This window comes from Sedimenticola selenatireducens (genome assembly GCF_963675335.2).
Classification (GTDB): Bacteria; Pseudomonadota; Gammaproteobacteria; order Chromatiales; family Chromatiaceae; genus Sedimenticola; species Sedimenticola selenatireducens.
In genome coordinates this window covers 1,589,772-1,605,303 of sequence record NZ_CAXXYC010000004.1, presented here as the reverse complement: position 1 = coordinate 1,605,303, position 15,532 = coordinate 1,589,772, and the positions used below count along the sequence as shown (strand labels likewise).

Sequence of the window (15,532 nt, the reverse complement as noted above, 5' to 3'; positions counted from 1 at the left end):
ATGGGCCGCCTGATACTGAGACAGTTTCAGGGAGCCGGTCTGGAGCCTGTTGATCTCACCATTGATGCGGGTGAGTGCGTCACCCTGACCGGCCCTTCCGGTAGCGGCAAGACCCGGTTGCTGCGGGCCATTGCCGACCTCGATCCACACAGTGGAACTGCGCTGTTTGACCGGCGGGCGGTTGATGAGACGGCACCACCGGAGTGGCGGCGACATGTCGGCCTGCTGCCGGCGGAGAGCCACTGGTGGCATGACCGGGTGGCGGAACACTTCACCGGTTCCGGCACCCGGCTGCTTTCCGAACTGGGTTTGGACGAGGCCTGTCTGGAGTGGCAGATCGCGCGCCTCTCCAGCGGGGAACGCCAGCGCCTCGCCCTGGCCCGGTTACTGGACCGCCAACCGGCGGTGCTGCTGCTGGACGAACCGACCGCCAATCTGGACCCTGAAAACGGCTCCCGGGTGGAACGGCTGGTGCAGCACTATGCGGAACAACGGGGTGCGGCCGTACTCTGGGTAAGCCACGATCCCCGGCAGCGTCGCCGGGTCGGCCAGCGCCACCTGATCATCCGCAACCGGCGAATAGAAGCGGAAGCCGCCTGATGGAGCTGATCCACCTCACTCCCTCCGACCTGTCAATTCCGGCCTTGCTGGTGCTGGCACTGGCGGCACTCTCCTGGCGGCTCCGCCTGGGGGTCGAGCGACAACTGCTGATCGCCGCGCTGCGCAGCATCCTGCAACTGCTGCTGCTCGGCCTGGTGCTGAATACGCTGTTCAGCCAGCGCGCCCCCCTGCCGATACTGGCGCTGGCCCTGTTCATGCTGATGGTCGCCGGTTACGAGGTGATGGCCCGGCAGAAGCGCCGCTTTCGTGGTCCCTGGGGCATCGGCATCGGCACCCTCTCGATGTTCATCTCCTCCTTCAGCATTACCCTGCTGGCGGTGCATCTGGTGGTCCGGGTTGATCCCTGGTATACCCCGCAGTACCTGATCCCGCTACTTGGCATGCTGCTGGGCAACACCATGTCGGGCATGGCCATTGCGCTGGACAACCTGACCCGTGAGGCGTGGCAACAGCGTGGCGTGATCGAGGCACAATTGATGCTGGGCGAGAACTGGGACCGGGCGATCCGCGAGATCCGGCGGGACGCCCTGCGCTCCGGCCTGATACCCATTATCAACGCCATGGCCGCCGCCGGCGTGGTCAGCCTGCCCGGTATGATGACCGGCCAGATTCTCTCCGGCAGCCCCCCGCTGGAGGCGGCCAAATATCAGATTATGATCCTGTTGCTGATCGCCGTCGGTACCGGGCTGGGTGCCATCGTGGCGGTATGGATCGGCTCCCGGCGGCTGTTCGACCAGCGCCAGCGACTGCGTCTTGACCGGCTGAGCGGTGGTTAGGCAGAAATGGCCCGGGCGAGTGGCATGCCGCTTGGCGATACCAAGGCAAGCGGCTTCAGCCGTGAAAGCGCGCATGATGGGCACGTCGCTGCGCTCCTTTGCCCATCCTACGGTGCTGGGTCGGCCATTCAGCGCATCCTGCAATCCTAATCGGCCAGGCCCGGTCAAAATCGCGGCGGGGCGCCGCTCCTACAAGGTGCGATTCTCACCGGCTGGTGGCACGACCCGCAGGAGGCCCGCCCCGGGCCGAATCTCTGACAAGATACCGAGCCCCTGAGTTGAGTGGATTTGTGCGCCTTATGTCACTATCGCGGCCGGGCGGCCTGACGCATTCGCAGCAGCTTCAGCAGCAACACCACGAAAGGTGCACCGTGCAGCAGCAGGTCAAACATATCCAGCGGCTTGACCAGCGTGCCACTGAACAGCATCTTCAGCTTCTCCCAGACATGGGGTTCAGGGGTGAAGGGCGCCAGGCCAAGCAGCAGGCAGGCGATAATTATCAGGGTCAGGGAAAACTCATCCAGCCAGGCCATGTTCAGTTACATCCTCCCAATCGGCGCCCACGGGATGCCCTATATTCAACCTATAGGGCGCTCTGTACCCGGCGCCATCAGCGAGCGATAGAGTACCGCATCCGCTTCGCTGTAGCAGCAGGCAATCAGTTCATCAAACCCTTCGGCAACGCCCATCTCCTCCAGCGCAATCACTGCCGCCTGCCGTTTGGGATAGCCATACACACCGGTGCTGATGGCGGGAAAGGCCACACGCTGCAACCCCTTCTCCCTGGCCAGGGCCAGGCTGTTGCGGTAACAGGCCCGCAGCAGTTCCGGCTCACCCGCATCACCACCGCGCCAGACCGGACCGACCGTGTGGATGATCCAGGTGGCGGGCAGATCGAATCCTGGCGTGACGCGCGCCTCCCCGGTCGGACAACCGCCCAGTTTTCTGCAGTAATCCAGCAGTTCCGGCCCCGCCGCCCGGTGAATGGCACCATCAACGCCACCACCACCCAGCAGGCTGGGATTGGCCGCGTTGACAATGGCGTCCACTGCCAGCCGGGTAATGTCTTCCTGTATGATGCTGATGCGGCTCATCTCATTCGTTCTCTGCGTACTCCGGTGGGTCGAGTCAAATCATTTGGCAAGTGAGTGGTCGAACACCGCCTATCCGCTTTCCGGGTGGGATCGGTTTCTCGCAAATCGCCAAGCGTGCGAAGAAAACCACGGGGTACGCTTTGCGGCTTTGCGAGAGAGAAACGGAACACCATTAACTCTTCATCGAGCTGTTTATTCTGTACCATAGCCGTTATGACCACCCTTGTCCCACTACTGCTGCTTGGCCTGCTGATCTGGTTCTGGCTGGACAGTGCCCGCGCCCGCGAGATCGCCACCGGCATCTGCCAGGCTGCCTGCGAGCAGCGCAATTTGCAGTTTCTCGACCAAACAGTGGCATTGCGGCGCATCGGGCTGCGCTGGACGCAACGGGGTATCCGCATCCGACGACTGTTTCAGTTCGATTATAGCGAGGAGGGGGTCGGACGTCGTGACGGTCACGTGATACTGGTCGGCGTCCAACTGGAGGAGTTCAGTCTGGGCCTGCCCAGCGAAGCTGACAGGGTGGTGCCATTTCGACACAAACCGCCCGATCATTGAAGCATCGGGGCTCGGCGAGCCCTTACTTGACCACCTTCAGGGTTGGCCGGTCACGCGGCGGCTTGGGGTCATCATCCGGCGGGGTGTCGTTCTCATCGGACGGCGTCTCTTCCGGGAACAGCATGCCGCGACCGTTCTCACGGGCGTAGATGCCCAGCACCGCATCCGGTGGCACCACCACGTCCATCGGTGTGCCGCCAAACCGGGCGTTGAAGGTGATGTAGTCATTGCCAAGCGCCAGATCGCGTATCGCGGTCGGGGTCACGTTGAGCACGATCCGCCCCTCCTCGACAAACTGCCGGGGCACGATCACATCCTTTTTTTGCGCGTCCACCAGCAAGTGGGGGGTGAGATCGTTATCCACCAGCCACTCATAGAGTGCACGGATCAGATAGGGGCGGTTGGAAGTCAGCATGGCGACAGGCGGTAATCAGTCCCGCATCTCCCGCTCGACCTCGGATAGACTCTCCTGGAACGACTCGCGTTCAAACAGCCGGGCGGCATAATCCAGTACCGGCTTGCCCTGTGCGGGCAGCTCGATACCGAGCATCGGCAGACGCCATAGCAGCGGCGCTATGGAGCAATCCACCAGGGAGAAATCGTCACTCATGAAGAAGGGCTTGTGGGTAAAGATGGGCGCGGCAGCGACCAGGCTCTCACGCAGCTCCTTGCGCGCCTTGGTCGCCCCCTTGCCACCGGCCAGGATCTCTTCCATCTGAGTGTACCAGTCCTTGCTCACGCGGTGCATGTAGAGGCGTGAACTGGCGCGAGAGACCGGATCCACCGGCAGCAACGGCGGGTGCGGAAAGCGTTCGTCCAGATACTCCATGATGATGCGCGACTCGAACAGGGTCAGATCCCGATCCACCAGCGTAGGGAGAGTGCCGTAGGGATTCAGGTCCATGATGTCTTCGGATATGTTCAGCGGATCAACATCCGTGATCTCAACGGTAATACTCTTCTCAGCCAACACCAGACGCACGCGATGACTGTAGGGGCTGCTCGGATCCGAATACATGGTCATCACAGATCTCTTGTTCGCAACAACGGCCATACAAACCACTCCAGGATAGTATCAGGAACGGGGAGCCTGTCGGACTTGACCGACAGGCTCCCAGCAATAAAAAATCCGCTGCCCAAATGCAACGGGGGCGTACAGTATACAATAAACTGTACGCCCCCGTGTTACCGGATACGCAGACGATCAGTGGACGTCTTTCCAGTACTCTTTCTTCAACAGATAAGAGAGCACGAAGAACACCGCCAGGAACAGCAGTACCCAGGTACCCAGGCGTTTACGCTCCAGCTGGACCGGCTCGGCTACATAGCTGAGGAAGGCAGTCAGATCGCGCATCGCGCCGTCGAACTCTTCCGGACTCAGCTTGCCCTTGCCGGCGGCACCCTCGACCGGAACCAACTCCTTGACCACCTGCTGGCCATCCACTTCTTCGAACACGGCCTTCTGCATGCCCTGCAGCTCCCACATCACGTGCGGCATGCCCACATCCTTGAACACCACGTTATTGACGCCGAAGGGACGCGCCTCATCTACGTAGAAGCTGCGCAGGTAGGTGTAGATATAGTCGACACCCCGGGCCCGGGCGATCAGGCTCAGATCGGGCGGCACCACGCCGAACCAGGCTTCCGCATTGGCATCACTCATGGCGATAGTCATGGTGTCACCGATCTTGTCCGTGGTGAACATCAGGTTCTCTTTCACCTCGTCCTCGGTCAGGCCCAGGTCACGCGCCATCCGGTTGTAACGCTGGAACTTGGCCGAGTGACAGCTCAGGCAGTAGTTGACGAAGAACTTGGCGCCGCGCTGCAGGGATGCCTGATCAGAGACATCGATATCCGCGTCATCCAGGTGTACACCACCGCCGGCCGCCAGACCGAGCAGGGGTGCCGTAGCTAATAAAAATGCAACAATCAGCTTTTTCATTGGGTCACCCTCTCAGGAACAGGCTTGGTCTTATCCATTTTGCTGTAGATCGGCATCAACAGGAAAAAGGCGAAGTAGAGCACAGTACAGATCTGCGCCAGCAAGGTCAGAAAGGGTGTTACCGGTTGGGTACCCAACCAACCCAGCAGGATGAACACCACCACGAAGATGGCGATGGCGCCCTTCACGATCGGCCCCTTGTAGCGGACCGACTTGACCGGGCTGCGGTCCAACCAGGGCAGGAAGAACATCACCACGATAGCCGCCCCCATGGCCAATACGCCAGGGAAGGCCGAACCGGCCATGGAGGGCACTGCCCGCAGGATGGCGTAGAACGGGGTGAAGTACCAGACCGGCGCGATATGCAGCGGCGTCTTCAACGGGTCGGCCGGATCAAAGTTGGGCGGCTCCAGGAAGTAGCCGCCCATCTCCGGCGCGAAGAAAACCGCTGCCGCGAACAGGAACAGGAACCCGGCCACACCAACCGTATCCTTCACCGAGTAGTAGGGATGGAACGGGATGCCGTCTTTCGGGATGCCGTTCGCGTCCTTGTTCTTCTTGATCTCGATACCGTCCGGGTTGTTGGAACCGACCTTGTGCAGCGCCACGATATGGATAAACACCACCGCGGCCAGCAGGAACGGCAGCAGGAAGTGCAGCGCAAAGAAGCGGTTCAGGGTGGCATCGGAGATGACATAGTCACCACGAATCCAGACACCCAGGTCGGGGCCGATCACCGGCACGGCGGAGAACAGGTTGATAATCACCTGCGCACCCCAGTAAGACATCTGGCCCCAGGGCAGCAGATAGCCCATGAAGGCAGTGGCCATCATCAGCACATAGAGCACCACACCAATGATCCAGAGCAGCTCGCGCGGCGCCCGGTAGGAGCCGTAGATCAGACCCCGGAACATGTGCAGATAGATCACGATGAAGAAGGCCGAGGCCCCGGTAGAGTGCAGATAGCGGATCAGCCAGCCCCACTCCACGTCACGCATGATGTACTCGACCGAGCCAAAGGCCAGCATGGCATCCGGCTTGTAGCTCATGGCCAGCCAGATACCGGTGAGGATCTGATTGACCAGCACCAGCATGGCCAGGGAGCCGAAGAAATACCAGAAGTTGAAATTTTTTGGCGCGTAATATTCCGCCAGGTGCTCATTCCACACCTTGGTGGCCGGGAAGCGCTCATCAATCCAGGTCATTAAGCTCATCAGGCAGCTCCTCCATCTTCACCCACCAGTATCTGGGTATCGGTCAGGAAGTAGTAAGGGGGTATTTCCAGGTTCAGGGGGGCGGGCACACCGCTGTAGACGCGGCCGGCCAGATCAAATCTTGAACCGTGACAGGGGCAGAAGAAACCACCCACCCAGTCCGCGCCCAGATCATGCGGCGCCACATCGGGGCGGTAAGTGGGAGAACAACCCAGATGGGTACAGATACCCACGGCCACCAGATACTTCGGTTTACGCGAACGGTAGGGATTCTGGCAGTACTCCGGTTGCTGCGGCTGCTCTGAATCAGGATCAAGCAGGACATCGACCAGCCCTTCCATATCCTTGAGATTCTTTTCTGTGCGATTGACCACCCAGACCGGTTTGCCACGCCACTTGACGCGCATCATCTGGCCAGGCTCCAGCTTGCTGACGTCGGCCTCAACCGGCGCACCTGCGGCCTTCGCCTTTTCACTTGGATTCCAAGACTTCAGAAAAGGTACTGCGACAAAGCCGGCGCCCACAGCACCGACCACACTGGTTGCAGCGGTAAGAAACCGCCGCTTTTTTAGATCCACACTCATTAGTATAAGACTCCCGGAGTAGCCGGACGCTGAAATTCCCGGCCGAATCTTAGCAGAATTGGCGCAGGAAAATCAGTATATGCTGATATTTACCCCAAAATAGACGGCGCATTCTCTTACATGCGCCGGCCGAGGTCAAGATTGGACTGTCGCGAGGGATGGCGATTGGCGCGGCGTCAGGGCCTTGGAATGCCCGATCAGACCGGGTTGTCATCATCAATAAACAGATGATCCAAGGCAAATTTTTCCGCCAGGTGCTGGCCCAACGCCTGTACTCCGAAACGCTCGGTGGCGTGATGACCCGCGGCAAAATAGTGAATCCCCAACTCCCGGGCCAAGTGAGTCGTGGACTCCGAAATCTCACCGCTGACAAAGGCATCGAGCCCGGCAGCGGCGGCCTCCACGATCGCCCCCTGGGCCGCTCCGGTACACCAGCCGATACGCCGGATCGGCCGGTCGCCGGCCGCAATCAGCAGTGGTGCCCGCCCGAGCAATCGGGTCATCCGACGGGCCAAAGCGGCCGGTAACTCATCCTCCAACTCCCCCTGCCAGACCAGGCCCTGCGCCAGGGGGCGGCCCTGCCTGATCCCCAACAGATCGCCCAGGGTACGATTGTTCCCCAGCTCCGGATGGGCATCCAGCGGCAGGTGATAGGCCATCAGGCCTATTTCCGCCCGGATCAGATGACGCACGCGCCGCCCCTTCACGCCGGTAAGCGGGGCAGGCTCCCCGCGCCAGAAATAGCCGTGATGAACCAGCAGCAGATCCGCCCCGGCCTGCTCCGCCGCCGCGATCACCGCCTGACTGGCGGTAACCCCTGTCACCAGGCGCCGGATCTCCCGTCGCCCGGCATCCAGCTGCAGGCCGTTGGGACAGTAATCTTCAAATCCACCGGCATCGAGCAGTCCGTTGCAGTACCGTTCTAGTTCAAAAATATCAATCATTGATCAGCCTCGCCCTCACCCTTTGTGTTGGGACATAATAGGTTATCCATTTTCAACTGCTGCAGTGTAACCTGACTCGACAATGAAAAGAGCCTTCACCTATATCGTCAGTTCCGCCGTCGCCGGCATGGCGGCCGCCTACCTTGCCGTCACCCTGTTCACCACACCGCCACCGGCAGACCTGCTCACGCCAGCCCCGTTACCCCCCATGGCACTCACCCAGGGTCCGGTCTCCTACGCCGGCGCGGTTCAGTCGGCAGCCCCGGCGGTGGTCAATATCTTTACCGCAAAGGTAACGCTGCAGCGCGGCAGATCCCTGTTTGACGACCCGTTTTTCCAGCGCTTTTTTGGAGATCGCTTCCAGTCCCCCCCGAGAAAAAAGCTGCAGACCAGCCTCGGTTCCGGCGTCATTATCAGTGGTAACGGTTACATCCTCACCAACAATCATGTCATTGAAGATGCCGACCAGATCCGTGTCGTGCTCTCCAGCGGCCGCACCCTCGACGCCCGGGTCGCCGGGGTGGACCCGGACACCGACCTGGCGGTCCTGAAGACCGACGCGGACGATCTTCCCACCATCACGGTAGGAGACTCCCAGGGACTGCAGGTGGGTGATGTGGTACTGGCGATCGGCAACCCGTTCGGCGTCGGCCAGACCGTCACCATGGGCATTGTCAGCGCCACCGGGCGCAATCAGCTCGGCATCAACACCTTCGAGAACTTTATCCAGACCGACGCCGCCATCAATCCCGGCAACTCCGGCGGCGCACTGATTAACGCCCACGGCCAGTTGGTGGGCATCAACACGGCTATCTTCTCAAAGAGCGGCGGCTCCCAGGGCATCGGTTTTGCCATTCCCGTGGCATTGGCCAAAGGCGTGATGGAGCAGATTCTGAAACAGGGTCGCGTGGTGCGTGGCTGGCTCGGTATCGCCGGCCAGGACATCACCCCGGAACTGGCCGAGTCGTTCAACTTGAAAGCGGGCAGCGGTGTGCTGATCTCGGGGGTGCTGGAGGGTGGGCCGGCCGACAAGGCCGGTCTGGCGCCGGGGGACGTGATCTCAACCATCAACAACCAGCCGTTGACCAACGCTCACGACATTCTCAACCTGATTGCCGCCGTTCCGCCGGGAGACAAGGTACGGATTAAAGGCTGGCGCAATCAGGAACCGTTCGACCTACAGGTCGAGGTGAGCGAACGTCCACTGATGGATCCGCGACAGCAGTAGGCCGGCGCCGATTCGCCACGTGGGGCGATGCGATAGCCCTTTTGCGTTCCCACGCAGAGCGTGGGAACGAGGAATCGATCTTCTCGCTATTTCAATCGGTACTCGGCGGAGCGCGCGTGGGCCGTCAGTCCTTCGCCGCGGGCCAATATGGAAGCGGTCCGGCCGAGGGTATCCGCACCGGCATCCGACACCATGATCAGACTGGAGCGCTTCTGGAAATCATACACACCCAAGGGTGATGAGAAACGCGCGGTCCGCGATGTGGGCAGAACATGGTTCGGGCCGGCACAGTAATCACCCAGCGGCTCGGACGTGTAACGCCCCATGAAGATGGCCCCGGCGTGCTGGATCTGCTCCACCAGGGTCAACGGATCAGCCACTGACAGCTCCAGATGCTCCGGCGCGATGTGGTTGGAGACCCGGCACGCCTCATCCATATCGCGACAGACTATCAGTGCCCCGCGCTCTTTCAGAGCTGTGGCGATGATCGGCTCACGCTCCATGGTCGGCAGCAACCGGTCGATGCTCTGTTTGACCCGGGCCACGAAATCCGCGTCCGGTGAGATCAGGATCGACTGGGCATCCTCGTCGTGCTCCGCCTGGGAGAACAGGTCCATCGCCACCCAGTCGGGATCGGTCTGGCCGTCACATACCACGAGGATCTCCGAGGGCCCGGCCACCATGTCGATACCGACCTGCCCGAACACCGCCCGCTTGGCGGTGGCCACGTAGATATTGCCCGGCCCCACCACCTTGTCCACTGGCGGCACCAGGCCTGTTCCGTAGGCCAGCGCGGCCACCGCCTGGGCGCCGCCGATGGCGAACACCCGGTCAACACCACAGATGTGGGCTGCCGCCAGGACCAGTTCATTCAGTTCACCGCCCGGTGTCGGCACCACCATGATCAGCTCGCTGACTCCCGCCACCTTGGCCGGCAAGGCGTTCATCAGCACCGACGAGGGATAGGCTGCCTTGCCGCCGGGCACATAGAGCCCCACCCGCTCCAGCGGCGTCACTTTCTGGCCGAGCAGGGTGCCGTCGGCCTCCCGGTAGCTCCAGGACTCCCCTTTCTGTTTTTCATGATAAATCCGCACCCGCTCGGCGGCATGTTTGAGCGCCGTCTGCTGCGCCTCCGGAATGGTGTTCCAGGCCTGTTCCAGCCGTGCCAGCGGCACTTCCAGGTCGGCGGCGCCGGCGGCGTTCCAGCCATCGAACCTGTTGGTGTATTCCAGCAGCGCCTCATCCCCGCGCTGGCGGATATTGGCGATGATTTCATTGACGGTACTGTTGACCGCGCCGTCAGAGACCGATTCCCAGGCCAGCAACCGGTCCAACTGCTGCTGAAAATCGCTATCGGTGGTGGAGAGCTGACGTATTTCAGACATGATCAATCCTAAACTCAAAAAAACTCAGGGTGTGACGCGGAACAACTCAGGCCGCCCTGGCGATCGCCTCCTGCAGGGCGTCCAACAGCTGCATGACGGTGGCGTGCTTCATTTTCCAGGAGGCCTTGTTGACCACCAGGCGGGAGCTGATGTCGGCAATATGCTGCAGTGGCACCAGTCCGTTGGCTTTCAGGGTATTGCCGCTCTCGACCAGATCTACAATCAGGTCCGACAGTCCCACCAGCGGCGCCAGCTCCATGGAGCCGTACAGCTTGATGATCTCCACCTGCTGACCACGGGCGGCAAAGTAGCGCCGCGCCGATTCAACATACTTGGTGGCGATGCGCAGGCGGTTGCCTTCCAGACTGGCATCCGCCGCACCCGCCACCATCAGGCGGCAACGGGCAATCTGCAGATCCAGCGGTTCATACAGCCCCTCGCCGCCATGCTCCAGCAGCACATCCTTACCGGCAACCCCCAGATCGGCGGCGCCCCACTGCACGTAGGTGGGCACATCGGTGGCGCGGATGATCACCAGCTTCACCTGGGGGTGATTGGTATCCATGATCAGCTTGCGGCTGGTTTCCGGGTCATCCGTCGGTACGATACCGGCGTGCGCCAGCAGTGGCAGCGTCTGCTCGAAAATCCGCCCCTTGGAGAGGGCGATGGTAATCGGGGTGTCAAAATTCATCTGCTCATTCCGGTCTGTCGCCCAGTATGCTCAAGCGGCTACTTGGGCACGCGGCGGATCTGGGCGCCCAGTCCCGCCAGCTTCTCCTCGATATTCTCGTAGCCCCGATCAATATGATAGATCCGATCGACGATAGTCTCGCCATCCGCCACCAGGCCGGCCAGCACCAGGCTGGCGGAGGCGCGCAGATCGGTGGCCATGACGGGCGCCCCGGTCAGCCGGTCGACCCCGGCAATGATGGCCGTATTGCCCTCCAGCTTGATGTTGGCACCCATGCGCTGCATCTCCTGCACGTGCATGAAACGGTTTTCGAACACCGTTTCGGTAATGGTGCCCACTCCCTCGGCGATACAGTTCAACGCCGTAAACTGGGCCTGCATATCGGTGGGGAACGCCGGGTAGGGCGCCGTGTGGATATCCACCGCCCGGGGGCGCCTGCCCTGCATATCCAGGGAGATCCAATCCTCTCCCTGTTCGATCTCGGCACCCGCCTCACGCAGCTTATGGGTGATTACTTCCACCAGCGCCGGCTGGGTATCCCTTACGCGGATCTTGCCGCCGGTTATGGCCGCGGCCACCAGATAGGTGCCGGTCTCGATACGATCCGGCAACACATCGTAGTGGGTACCGATCAGCCGATCGACTCCCTCGATGACAATGGTATCGGTACCGGCACCGCTGATCTTGGCGCCCATCTTGTTGAGACAGTCGGCCAGATCCACCACTTCGGGTTCCCGGGCCGCATTCTCAATAACCGTCTCGCCCTCTGCCAGGGTAGCAGCCATCATCAGATTTTCCGTGCCTGTCACGGTCACCACATCCATAATCAGCCGGGCGCCGCGCAGTTTTTTTGCCGAGGCACGGATATAGCCATTCTCCACCTCGATCTTGGCACCCATGGCGCGCAGACCCTCAATATGAAGATTGACCGGCCGGGAACCGATGGCACAGCCGCCAGGCAGAGAGACATCCGCCCGTCCAAATCGCGCCAGCAGGGGACCGAGCACCAGAATGGAGGCGCGCATGGTCTTTACCAACTCGTAGGGGGCATGAAAATCCCGGATGCTGCTGGTATCGGTTTCGATGCAGAGTCGTTCGTCCACCACCAGTTGCACCCCCATGTAGCCAAGCAGCTCCATGGTGGTGGTGATGTCGTGCAGATGGGGCACATTGCCGATGGTTACCGGACCGTCAGCCAGCAGGGTCGCCGCAAGGATCGGCAGTGCGGCGTTCTTGGCACCGGCAATACGTACATCGCCGGACAACGGCGCGCCGCCAGTGATAATCAGTTTATCCATCTAAGAACCATTTTTCTGGGCACCGAAGTACACCGACTAGGAAGGACATAAGCCCAAAGGAACCGGTTATTCTATGAGAAAAAGCGCTAAATCGAAAGGCGTAGACAGAGGAGTCTCTTACCAGGCCCGGTTCGACACCCACTCAGCTCTCTAGCAACAACAGCTTTTCCACATTACTCAGCCGGGCAATGCCCAGCAGTGCTTCCGGCAGTGACCGGATCCGTAGTGTCACTCCATGATGCCGGGCGCGCTCCAGAACTTCCAGCAGCAGCGCCAACCCGGAGCTGTCCACGTCACCCACCCGGGACAAGTCAATCACCAGCGATTCCTTCTTGACTCCACCGAGCAGTCGCTCTATCTGGCCCAACAGCGCCGTCACATTGGCGAATACCAGATCACCGGATAACTGCATGACACCCTGATCGTCGATCGCGGCCTGCACGGAAGACATTCAGTTCCTCTGCTCATTGCGCTGCTCGAGCTTCTCGATCAACCCGGACAAATTATGTCGCCTGATCTGGGAAGCAAACGAGGAGCGGTAATTGGAGACCAGGCTGATGCCGTCGATGGAGACATCGAAGACCTTCCACTCTTCGCCATTGAGATGAAGTCGATAGTCGATCGGTATCGGCAGTGCACCGGATGCCTGAACCTGGGTGTTCACCGTGGCCTCATTCCTATCCGCCCCCTGATGCGAAGGCAGATAGACAATCTCCTGGCCGGAGTAGTTGAGCAAGGCCGTGGCATAGGTGCGCACCAGCAGTTGCCGGAACGCCTTCACAAAGGCCTCTTTCTCGCCATCACTGGCACGCGGCCAGTACTTGCCCAGCACCAGCTGCGACATACGCTGAAAATCAAACCGGGGCAGTACGATATGCTCGACCAGGTCGTAAATTTTCCCCGGCGACGCCTGCAACTCCGGTTTGCGGTCGATCAGCTCGGCCAGCATCTGGTCAGATGTCTGGCGCACAATCTCTTCGGGCACCGCCGCCGAGAACGCGGGCGTGGCCAGAAACAACAGCAGCACCAGCCACAAACCGGTCAAGTATTGTTTATTCAAGTTTGCCACCCTCTTCCGCCTTGCTGAATAGGAACTGACCGATAATCTCCTCCAGCACCAGCGCTGACTGGGTCAGGGAGATTTCGGAACCGCCTTGCAGATACTTTTCACTGCCGCCCGGGTCCAGACCGATATACTGCTCACCCAGCAGTCCCGCCGTGAAAATCTTGGCGAAACTGTCCTCGGGAATCACATTGTACTGGGCATCGATGCGCAACGTGACCACCGCTTCGTAGGTTTTCCGGTCGAAGCCGATCGCGCTGACCCGGCCTATACGCACCCCGGCCATGGTGACAGGCGAGCGCACCTTCAGACTGCCGATATTATCAAACCGGGCGGTCACATCGTAACCTTCACCATTGCTGGAGGCGCTCAAATTGCTCACCTGCATCGCAAGGAAGAAGAAAGCGACCAGTCCCGCCGCCATAAAGGCACCGACAAGAATCTCTATCGTCCTGCTATGTATCATCAATCAATCCCCGAACATCAGTGCCGTTAATATGAAATCCAGTCCCAATACCGCCAGTGACGAGTGGACCACCGTCCTGGTTGTTGCCCGGCTCACGCCCTCAGAAGTCGGAACCGCGTCAAATCCCTGAAACAGGGCGATCCAGGTACAGACCAACCCGAAAACCACGCTCTTGATCGCGCCGTTGAACACATCTTCATGCAGATCGATTTTGGCCTGCATCTGTGCCCAGAAGGCGCCGTCGTCCACCCCCAGCAAGCCGACCCCGACAAAGTAGCCGCCCACCACACCCAGGGCGCTGAACAGGGCCGCCAGTAGTGGCATGGAGATAAAACCGGCAAAAAAACGCGGGGTCAGCACGCGCCGCACCGGATCCACTGCCATCATCTCCAGACCCGAAAGCTGTTCGGTTGCCTTCATCAGCCCGATCTCGGCCGTCAATGCCGAACCGGCGCGTCCGGCGAACAGCAACGCGGCCACCACCGGCCCCAGTTCACGCACCAGTGATGCGGCCACCATCACCCCCAGCGTCTGCTCGGCGCCAAACTGGGAGAGGATATAGTAGCCCTGCAGACCCAGCACCATGCCGACAAACAGACCGGACACACTGATAATCAGTATAGACAGCACACCGACGGAATAGATCTGTTTTACCAGCAGGCCCGGTCTGGGCAACAGGTCCGGCAATCCACGCAGGATACCCAATAACAGGAGATGTCCACGCCCCAGCCGCTCCAGCACGCCGATGCCGACTCGCCCCAACTGCGCCAGAACGTTCAACATGACTCCCCCAGCAGATCCTCGGCCAGTTCAGCGGCCGGATAGTGAAACGGCACCGGACCATCCGCCAGCCCCTGCATAAACTGGCGGGTCCAGGCCGACTCCGAGTTGATCATCGCTTCCGGTTGGCCTGACTCGATCACCTTGCCATTGGAGATAACATAGATAAGATCCGCGATAGCCGATGTCTCCTGAACATCGTGGGAGACGATAATGCTGCTCAGCCGGCTGGCGTCGTTCAGAGCGCGAATCAATTCCACCAGCACCCCCATGGAGATCGGATCCTGGCCGGTGAACGGCTCGTCATACATGATCATCATCGGATCCAGCACCATAGCGCGCGCCAGGGCCACCCGCCGGGCCATGCCGCCGGACAATTCGCTGGGCATCAGATCGCGCGCCCCGCGCAGACCTACCGCCTCAAGCTTCAACAGCACCAGTTTGCGGATCATCGAGGGGGATAGATTGGTATGCTCCCGCAACGGGTAGGCGACATTTTCGAACACATTAATATCGGTCAGCAGAGCGCCGCTCTGGAACAGCATGCCCATGCGCATGCGCAGTCGGTAGAGATCCCGGTTCCCCAGCCGATGGATATCCTGCCCATCCACATGGATGGTCCCGGCCGACGGACGCAACTGCCCGCCGATCAGTTTCAGCAGGGTGGTCTTACCGGTGCCGCTCGGCCCCATGATGGCCGTAATCTTGCCACGCGGGATATCGATATCCACGCCATCAAAAATGACCCGACTGCCGCGGGAAAACCGCAACCCCCGGATACTGACCAGCGGCACCTGCTTGTCAACCGAACCCACCATATCTGATCCACGCTCCAACTGCTCACTCCATTGAATATTTCCACCCGCACGGCAGGCAAAAGGAGCATTC

General features: G+C 60.6%; 20 protein-coding genes. 4 read left to right on the top strand and 16 right to left on the bottom strand.

Annotated elements, in window-relative coordinates; translation table 11 throughout:
- Both ACHZBF_RS18615 and ACHZBF_RS18610 read left to right on the top strand, forming a co-directional pair.
- On the top strand, positions 1-600 hold the full coding sequence (locus ACHZBF_RS18615) for an ABC transporter ATP-binding protein (protein ID WP_321529241.1): 600 nt from the start codon (positions 1-3) through the stop codon (positions 598-600).
- The gene (locus tag ACHZBF_RS18610; RefSeq protein ID WP_273438507.1) at positions 600-1,397 is read left to right on the top strand and encodes an ABC transporter permease; all 798 of its coding nucleotides are present in this window, start codon (positions 600-602) and stop codon (positions 1,395-1,397) included. Before ACHZBF_RS18615 ends, ACHZBF_RS18610 begins: the two co-directional genes overlap by 1 nt.
- Before the next feature lie 305 nt (positions 1,398-1,702).
- On the opposite strand, the gene ACHZBF_RS18605 is transcribed toward ACHZBF_RS18610, so the two are convergent.
- Positions 1,703-1,930, bottom strand: coding sequence for a hypothetical protein (locus tag ACHZBF_RS18605; RefSeq protein WP_029133623.1), 228 nt, complete (start codon positions 1,928-1,930; stop codon positions 1,703-1,705).
- Between the two features lie 45 nt (positions 1,931-1,975).
- Positions 1,976-2,491 (bottom strand): O-acetyl-ADP-ribose deacetylase, encoded by a 516-nt coding sequence (locus ACHZBF_RS18600; RefSeq protein ID WP_321529240.1) that lies wholly within the window; start codon positions 2,489-2,491, stop codon positions 1,976-1,978.
- Between the two features lie 213 nt (positions 2,492-2,704).
- Here ACHZBF_RS18600 and ACHZBF_RS18595 point away from each other — a divergent pair, with 213 nt between their 5' ends.
- Positions 2,705-3,049 carry a DUF3301 domain-containing protein gene (locus ACHZBF_RS18595; RefSeq protein ID WP_051302235.1) on the top strand — a complete coding sequence of 115 codons (345 nt, stop codon included), beginning with the start codon at positions 2,705-2,707 and terminating at the stop codon, positions 3,047-3,049.
- 22 nt (positions 3,050-3,071) lie between these two features.
- Here the strand turns inward: ACHZBF_RS18595 and ACHZBF_RS18590 are convergent, their stop codons facing one another.
- The 6 genes from ACHZBF_RS18590 to ACHZBF_RS18565 all read right to left on the bottom strand — a co-directional run bounded on the left by ACHZBF_RS18590 (position 3,072) and on the right by ACHZBF_RS18565 (position 7,733).
- Positions 3,072-3,461, bottom strand: coding sequence for a ClpXP protease specificity-enhancing factor (locus ACHZBF_RS18590; RefSeq protein ID WP_321529404.1), 390 nt, complete (start codon positions 3,459-3,461; stop codon positions 3,072-3,074).
- Positions 3,462-3,479: 18 nt separating this feature from the next.
- Positions 3,480-4,103, bottom strand: coding sequence for a stringent starvation protein SspA (gene sspA, locus ACHZBF_RS18585; protein ID WP_029133626.1), 624 nt, complete (start codon positions 4,101-4,103; stop codon positions 3,480-3,482).
- A gap of 150 nt (positions 4,104-4,253) precedes the next feature.
- The gene (locus tag ACHZBF_RS18580) at positions 4,254-4,991 is read right to left on the bottom strand and encodes a cytochrome c1 (protein ID WP_029133627.1); all 738 of its coding nucleotides are present in this window, start codon (positions 4,989-4,991) and stop codon (positions 4,254-4,256) included.
- Positions 4,988-6,205, bottom strand: a complete 1,218-nt coding sequence (locus tag ACHZBF_RS18575; RefSeq protein ID WP_029133628.1) for a cytochrome b — start codon at positions 6,203-6,205, stop codon at positions 4,988-4,990. The genes ACHZBF_RS18580 and ACHZBF_RS18575 overlap by 4 nt, the downstream gene beginning before the upstream one ends.
- The gene (gene petA, locus ACHZBF_RS18570; RefSeq protein ID WP_029133629.1) at positions 6,205-6,789 is read right to left on the bottom strand and encodes a ubiquinol-cytochrome c reductase iron-sulfur subunit; all 585 of its coding nucleotides are present in this window, start codon (positions 6,787-6,789) and stop codon (positions 6,205-6,207) included. The genes ACHZBF_RS18575 and petA overlap by 1 nt, the downstream gene beginning before the upstream one ends.
- Positions 6,790-6,986: 197 nt before the next feature.
- Positions 6,987-7,733 carry a Nif3-like dinuclear metal center hexameric protein gene (locus tag ACHZBF_RS18565; RefSeq protein ID WP_321529239.1) on the bottom strand — a complete coding sequence of 249 codons (747 nt, stop codon included), beginning with the start codon at positions 7,731-7,733 and terminating at the stop codon, positions 6,987-6,989.
- Between the two features lie 82 nt (positions 7,734-7,815).
- Between ACHZBF_RS18565 and ACHZBF_RS18560 the strand changes: the two genes are divergently transcribed.
- The gene (locus tag ACHZBF_RS18560) at positions 7,816-8,961 is read left to right on the top strand and encodes a Do family serine endopeptidase (RefSeq protein WP_321529238.1); all 1,146 of its coding nucleotides are present in this window, start codon (positions 7,816-7,818) and stop codon (positions 8,959-8,961) included.
- 86 nt (positions 8,962-9,047) lie between these two features.
- Here ACHZBF_RS18560 and hisD read toward each other — a convergent pair whose 3' ends face one another.
- From hisD to ACHZBF_RS18520, 8 genes are all read right to left on the bottom strand, one after another.
- Positions 9,048-10,346: a histidinol dehydrogenase gene (gene hisD / locus ACHZBF_RS18555; protein ID WP_029133632.1), complete on the bottom strand. Its 1,299-nt coding sequence runs from the start codon at positions 10,344-10,346 to the stop codon at positions 9,048-9,050.
- Positions 10,347-10,392: 46 nt separating this feature from the next.
- On the bottom strand, positions 10,393-11,037 hold the full coding sequence (gene hisG, locus ACHZBF_RS18550; protein WP_029133633.1) for an ATP phosphoribosyltransferase: 645 nt from the start codon (positions 11,035-11,037) through the stop codon (positions 10,393-10,395).
- Positions 11,038-11,075: 38 nt separating this feature from the next.
- Positions 11,076-12,335 (bottom strand): UDP-N-acetylglucosamine 1-carboxyvinyltransferase, encoded by a 1,260-nt coding sequence (gene murA / locus ACHZBF_RS18545; RefSeq protein WP_029133634.1) that lies wholly within the window; start codon positions 12,333-12,335, stop codon positions 11,076-11,078.
- Positions 12,336-12,477: 142 nt separating this feature from the next.
- Entirely contained in the window at positions 12,478-12,786 is a 309-nt protein-coding gene (locus ACHZBF_RS18540; protein WP_029133635.1) for an STAS domain-containing protein, read from the bottom strand.
- The gene (locus ACHZBF_RS18535; protein WP_288104981.1) at positions 12,787-13,395 is read right to left on the bottom strand and encodes an MlaC/ttg2D family ABC transporter substrate-binding protein; all 609 of its coding nucleotides are present in this window, start codon (positions 13,393-13,395) and stop codon (positions 12,787-12,789) included.
- The gene (gene mlaD / locus ACHZBF_RS18530; RefSeq protein WP_029133637.1) at positions 13,388-13,864 is read right to left on the bottom strand and encodes an outer membrane lipid asymmetry maintenance protein MlaD; all 477 of its coding nucleotides are present in this window, start codon (positions 13,862-13,864) and stop codon (positions 13,388-13,390) included. Before mlaD ends, ACHZBF_RS18535 begins: the two co-directional genes overlap by 8 nt.
- A 3-nt stretch (positions 13,865-13,867) precedes the next feature.
- Positions 13,868-14,647 carry a lipid asymmetry maintenance ABC transporter permease subunit MlaE gene (gene mlaE, locus ACHZBF_RS18525; protein ID WP_029133638.1) on the bottom strand — a complete coding sequence of 260 codons (780 nt, stop codon included), beginning with the start codon at positions 14,645-14,647 and terminating at the stop codon, positions 13,868-13,870.
- Positions 14,641-15,462: an ABC transporter ATP-binding protein gene (locus ACHZBF_RS18520; protein ID WP_037375279.1), complete on the bottom strand. Its 822-nt coding sequence runs from the start codon at positions 15,460-15,462 to the stop codon at positions 14,641-14,643. The genes mlaE and ACHZBF_RS18520 overlap by 7 nt, the downstream gene beginning before the upstream one ends.
- Positions 15,463-15,532: the final 70 nt, after the last annotated feature.

Bases quoted from the DNA above. Each gene is read 5' to 3' on its own strand.
- mlaD (WP_029133637.1), bottom strand. From the start codon at position 13,864: ATGATACATAGCAGGACGATAGAGATTCTTGTCGGTGCCTTTATGGCG.
- ACHZBF_RS18560 (WP_321529238.1), top strand. From the start codon at position 7,816: ATGAAAAGAGCCTTCACCTATATCGTCAGTTCCGCCGTCGCCGGCATG.
- petA (WP_029133629.1), bottom strand. From the start codon at position 6,789: ATGAGTGTGGATCTAAAAAAGCGGCGGTTTCTTACCGCTGCAACCAGT.
- ACHZBF_RS18540 (WP_029133635.1), bottom strand. From the start codon at position 12,786: ATGTCTTCCGTGCAGGCCGCGATCGACGATCAGGGTGTCATGCAGTTA.
- ACHZBF_RS18615 (WP_321529241.1), top strand. From the start codon at position 1: ATGGGCCGCCTGATACTGAGACAGTTTCAGGGAGCCGGTCTGGAGCCT.
- sspA (WP_029133626.1), bottom strand. From the start codon at position 4,103: ATGGCCGTTGTTGCGAACAAGAGATCTGTGATGACCATGTATTCGGAT.
- ACHZBF_RS18595 (WP_051302235.1), top strand. From the start codon at position 2,705: ATGACCACCCTTGTCCCACTACTGCTGCTTGGCCTGCTGATCTGGTTC.
- murA (WP_029133634.1), bottom strand. From the start codon at position 12,335: ATGGATAAACTGATTATCACTGGCGGCGCGCCGTTGTCCGGCGATGTA.
- ACHZBF_RS18600 (WP_321529240.1), bottom strand. From the start codon at position 2,491: ATGAGCCGCATCAGCATCATACAGGAAGACATTACCCGGCTGGCAGTG.
- ACHZBF_RS18565 (WP_321529239.1), bottom strand. From the start codon at position 7,733: ATGATTGATATTTTTGAACTAGAACGGTACTGCAACGGACTGCTCGAT.
- ACHZBF_RS18605 (WP_029133623.1), bottom strand. From the start codon at position 1,930: ATGGCCTGGCTGGATGAGTTTTCCCTGACCCTGATAATTATCGCCTGC.
- mlaE (WP_029133638.1), bottom strand. From the start codon at position 14,647: ATGTTGAACGTTCTGGCGCAGTTGGGGCGAGTCGGCATCGGCGTGCTG.
- ACHZBF_RS18610 (WP_273438507.1), top strand. From the start codon at position 600: ATGGAGCTGATCCACCTCACTCCCTCCGACCTGTCAATTCCGGCCTTG.
- ACHZBF_RS18520 (WP_037375279.1), bottom strand. From the start codon at position 15,462: ATGGTGGGTTCGGTTGACAAGCAGGTGCCGCTGGTCAGTATCCGGGGG.
- hisD (WP_029133632.1), bottom strand. From the start codon at position 10,346: ATGTCTGAAATACGTCAGCTCTCCACCACCGATAGCGATTTTCAGCAG.
- ACHZBF_RS18580 (WP_029133627.1), bottom strand. From the start codon at position 4,991: ATGAAAAAGCTGATTGTTGCATTTTTATTAGCTACGGCACCCCTGCTC.
- ACHZBF_RS18575 (WP_029133628.1), bottom strand. From the start codon at position 6,205: ATGAGCTTAATGACCTGGATTGATGAGCGCTTCCCGGCCACCAAGGTG.
- hisG (WP_029133633.1), bottom strand. From the start codon at position 11,037: ATGAATTTTGACACCCCGATTACCATCGCCCTCTCCAAGGGGCGGATT.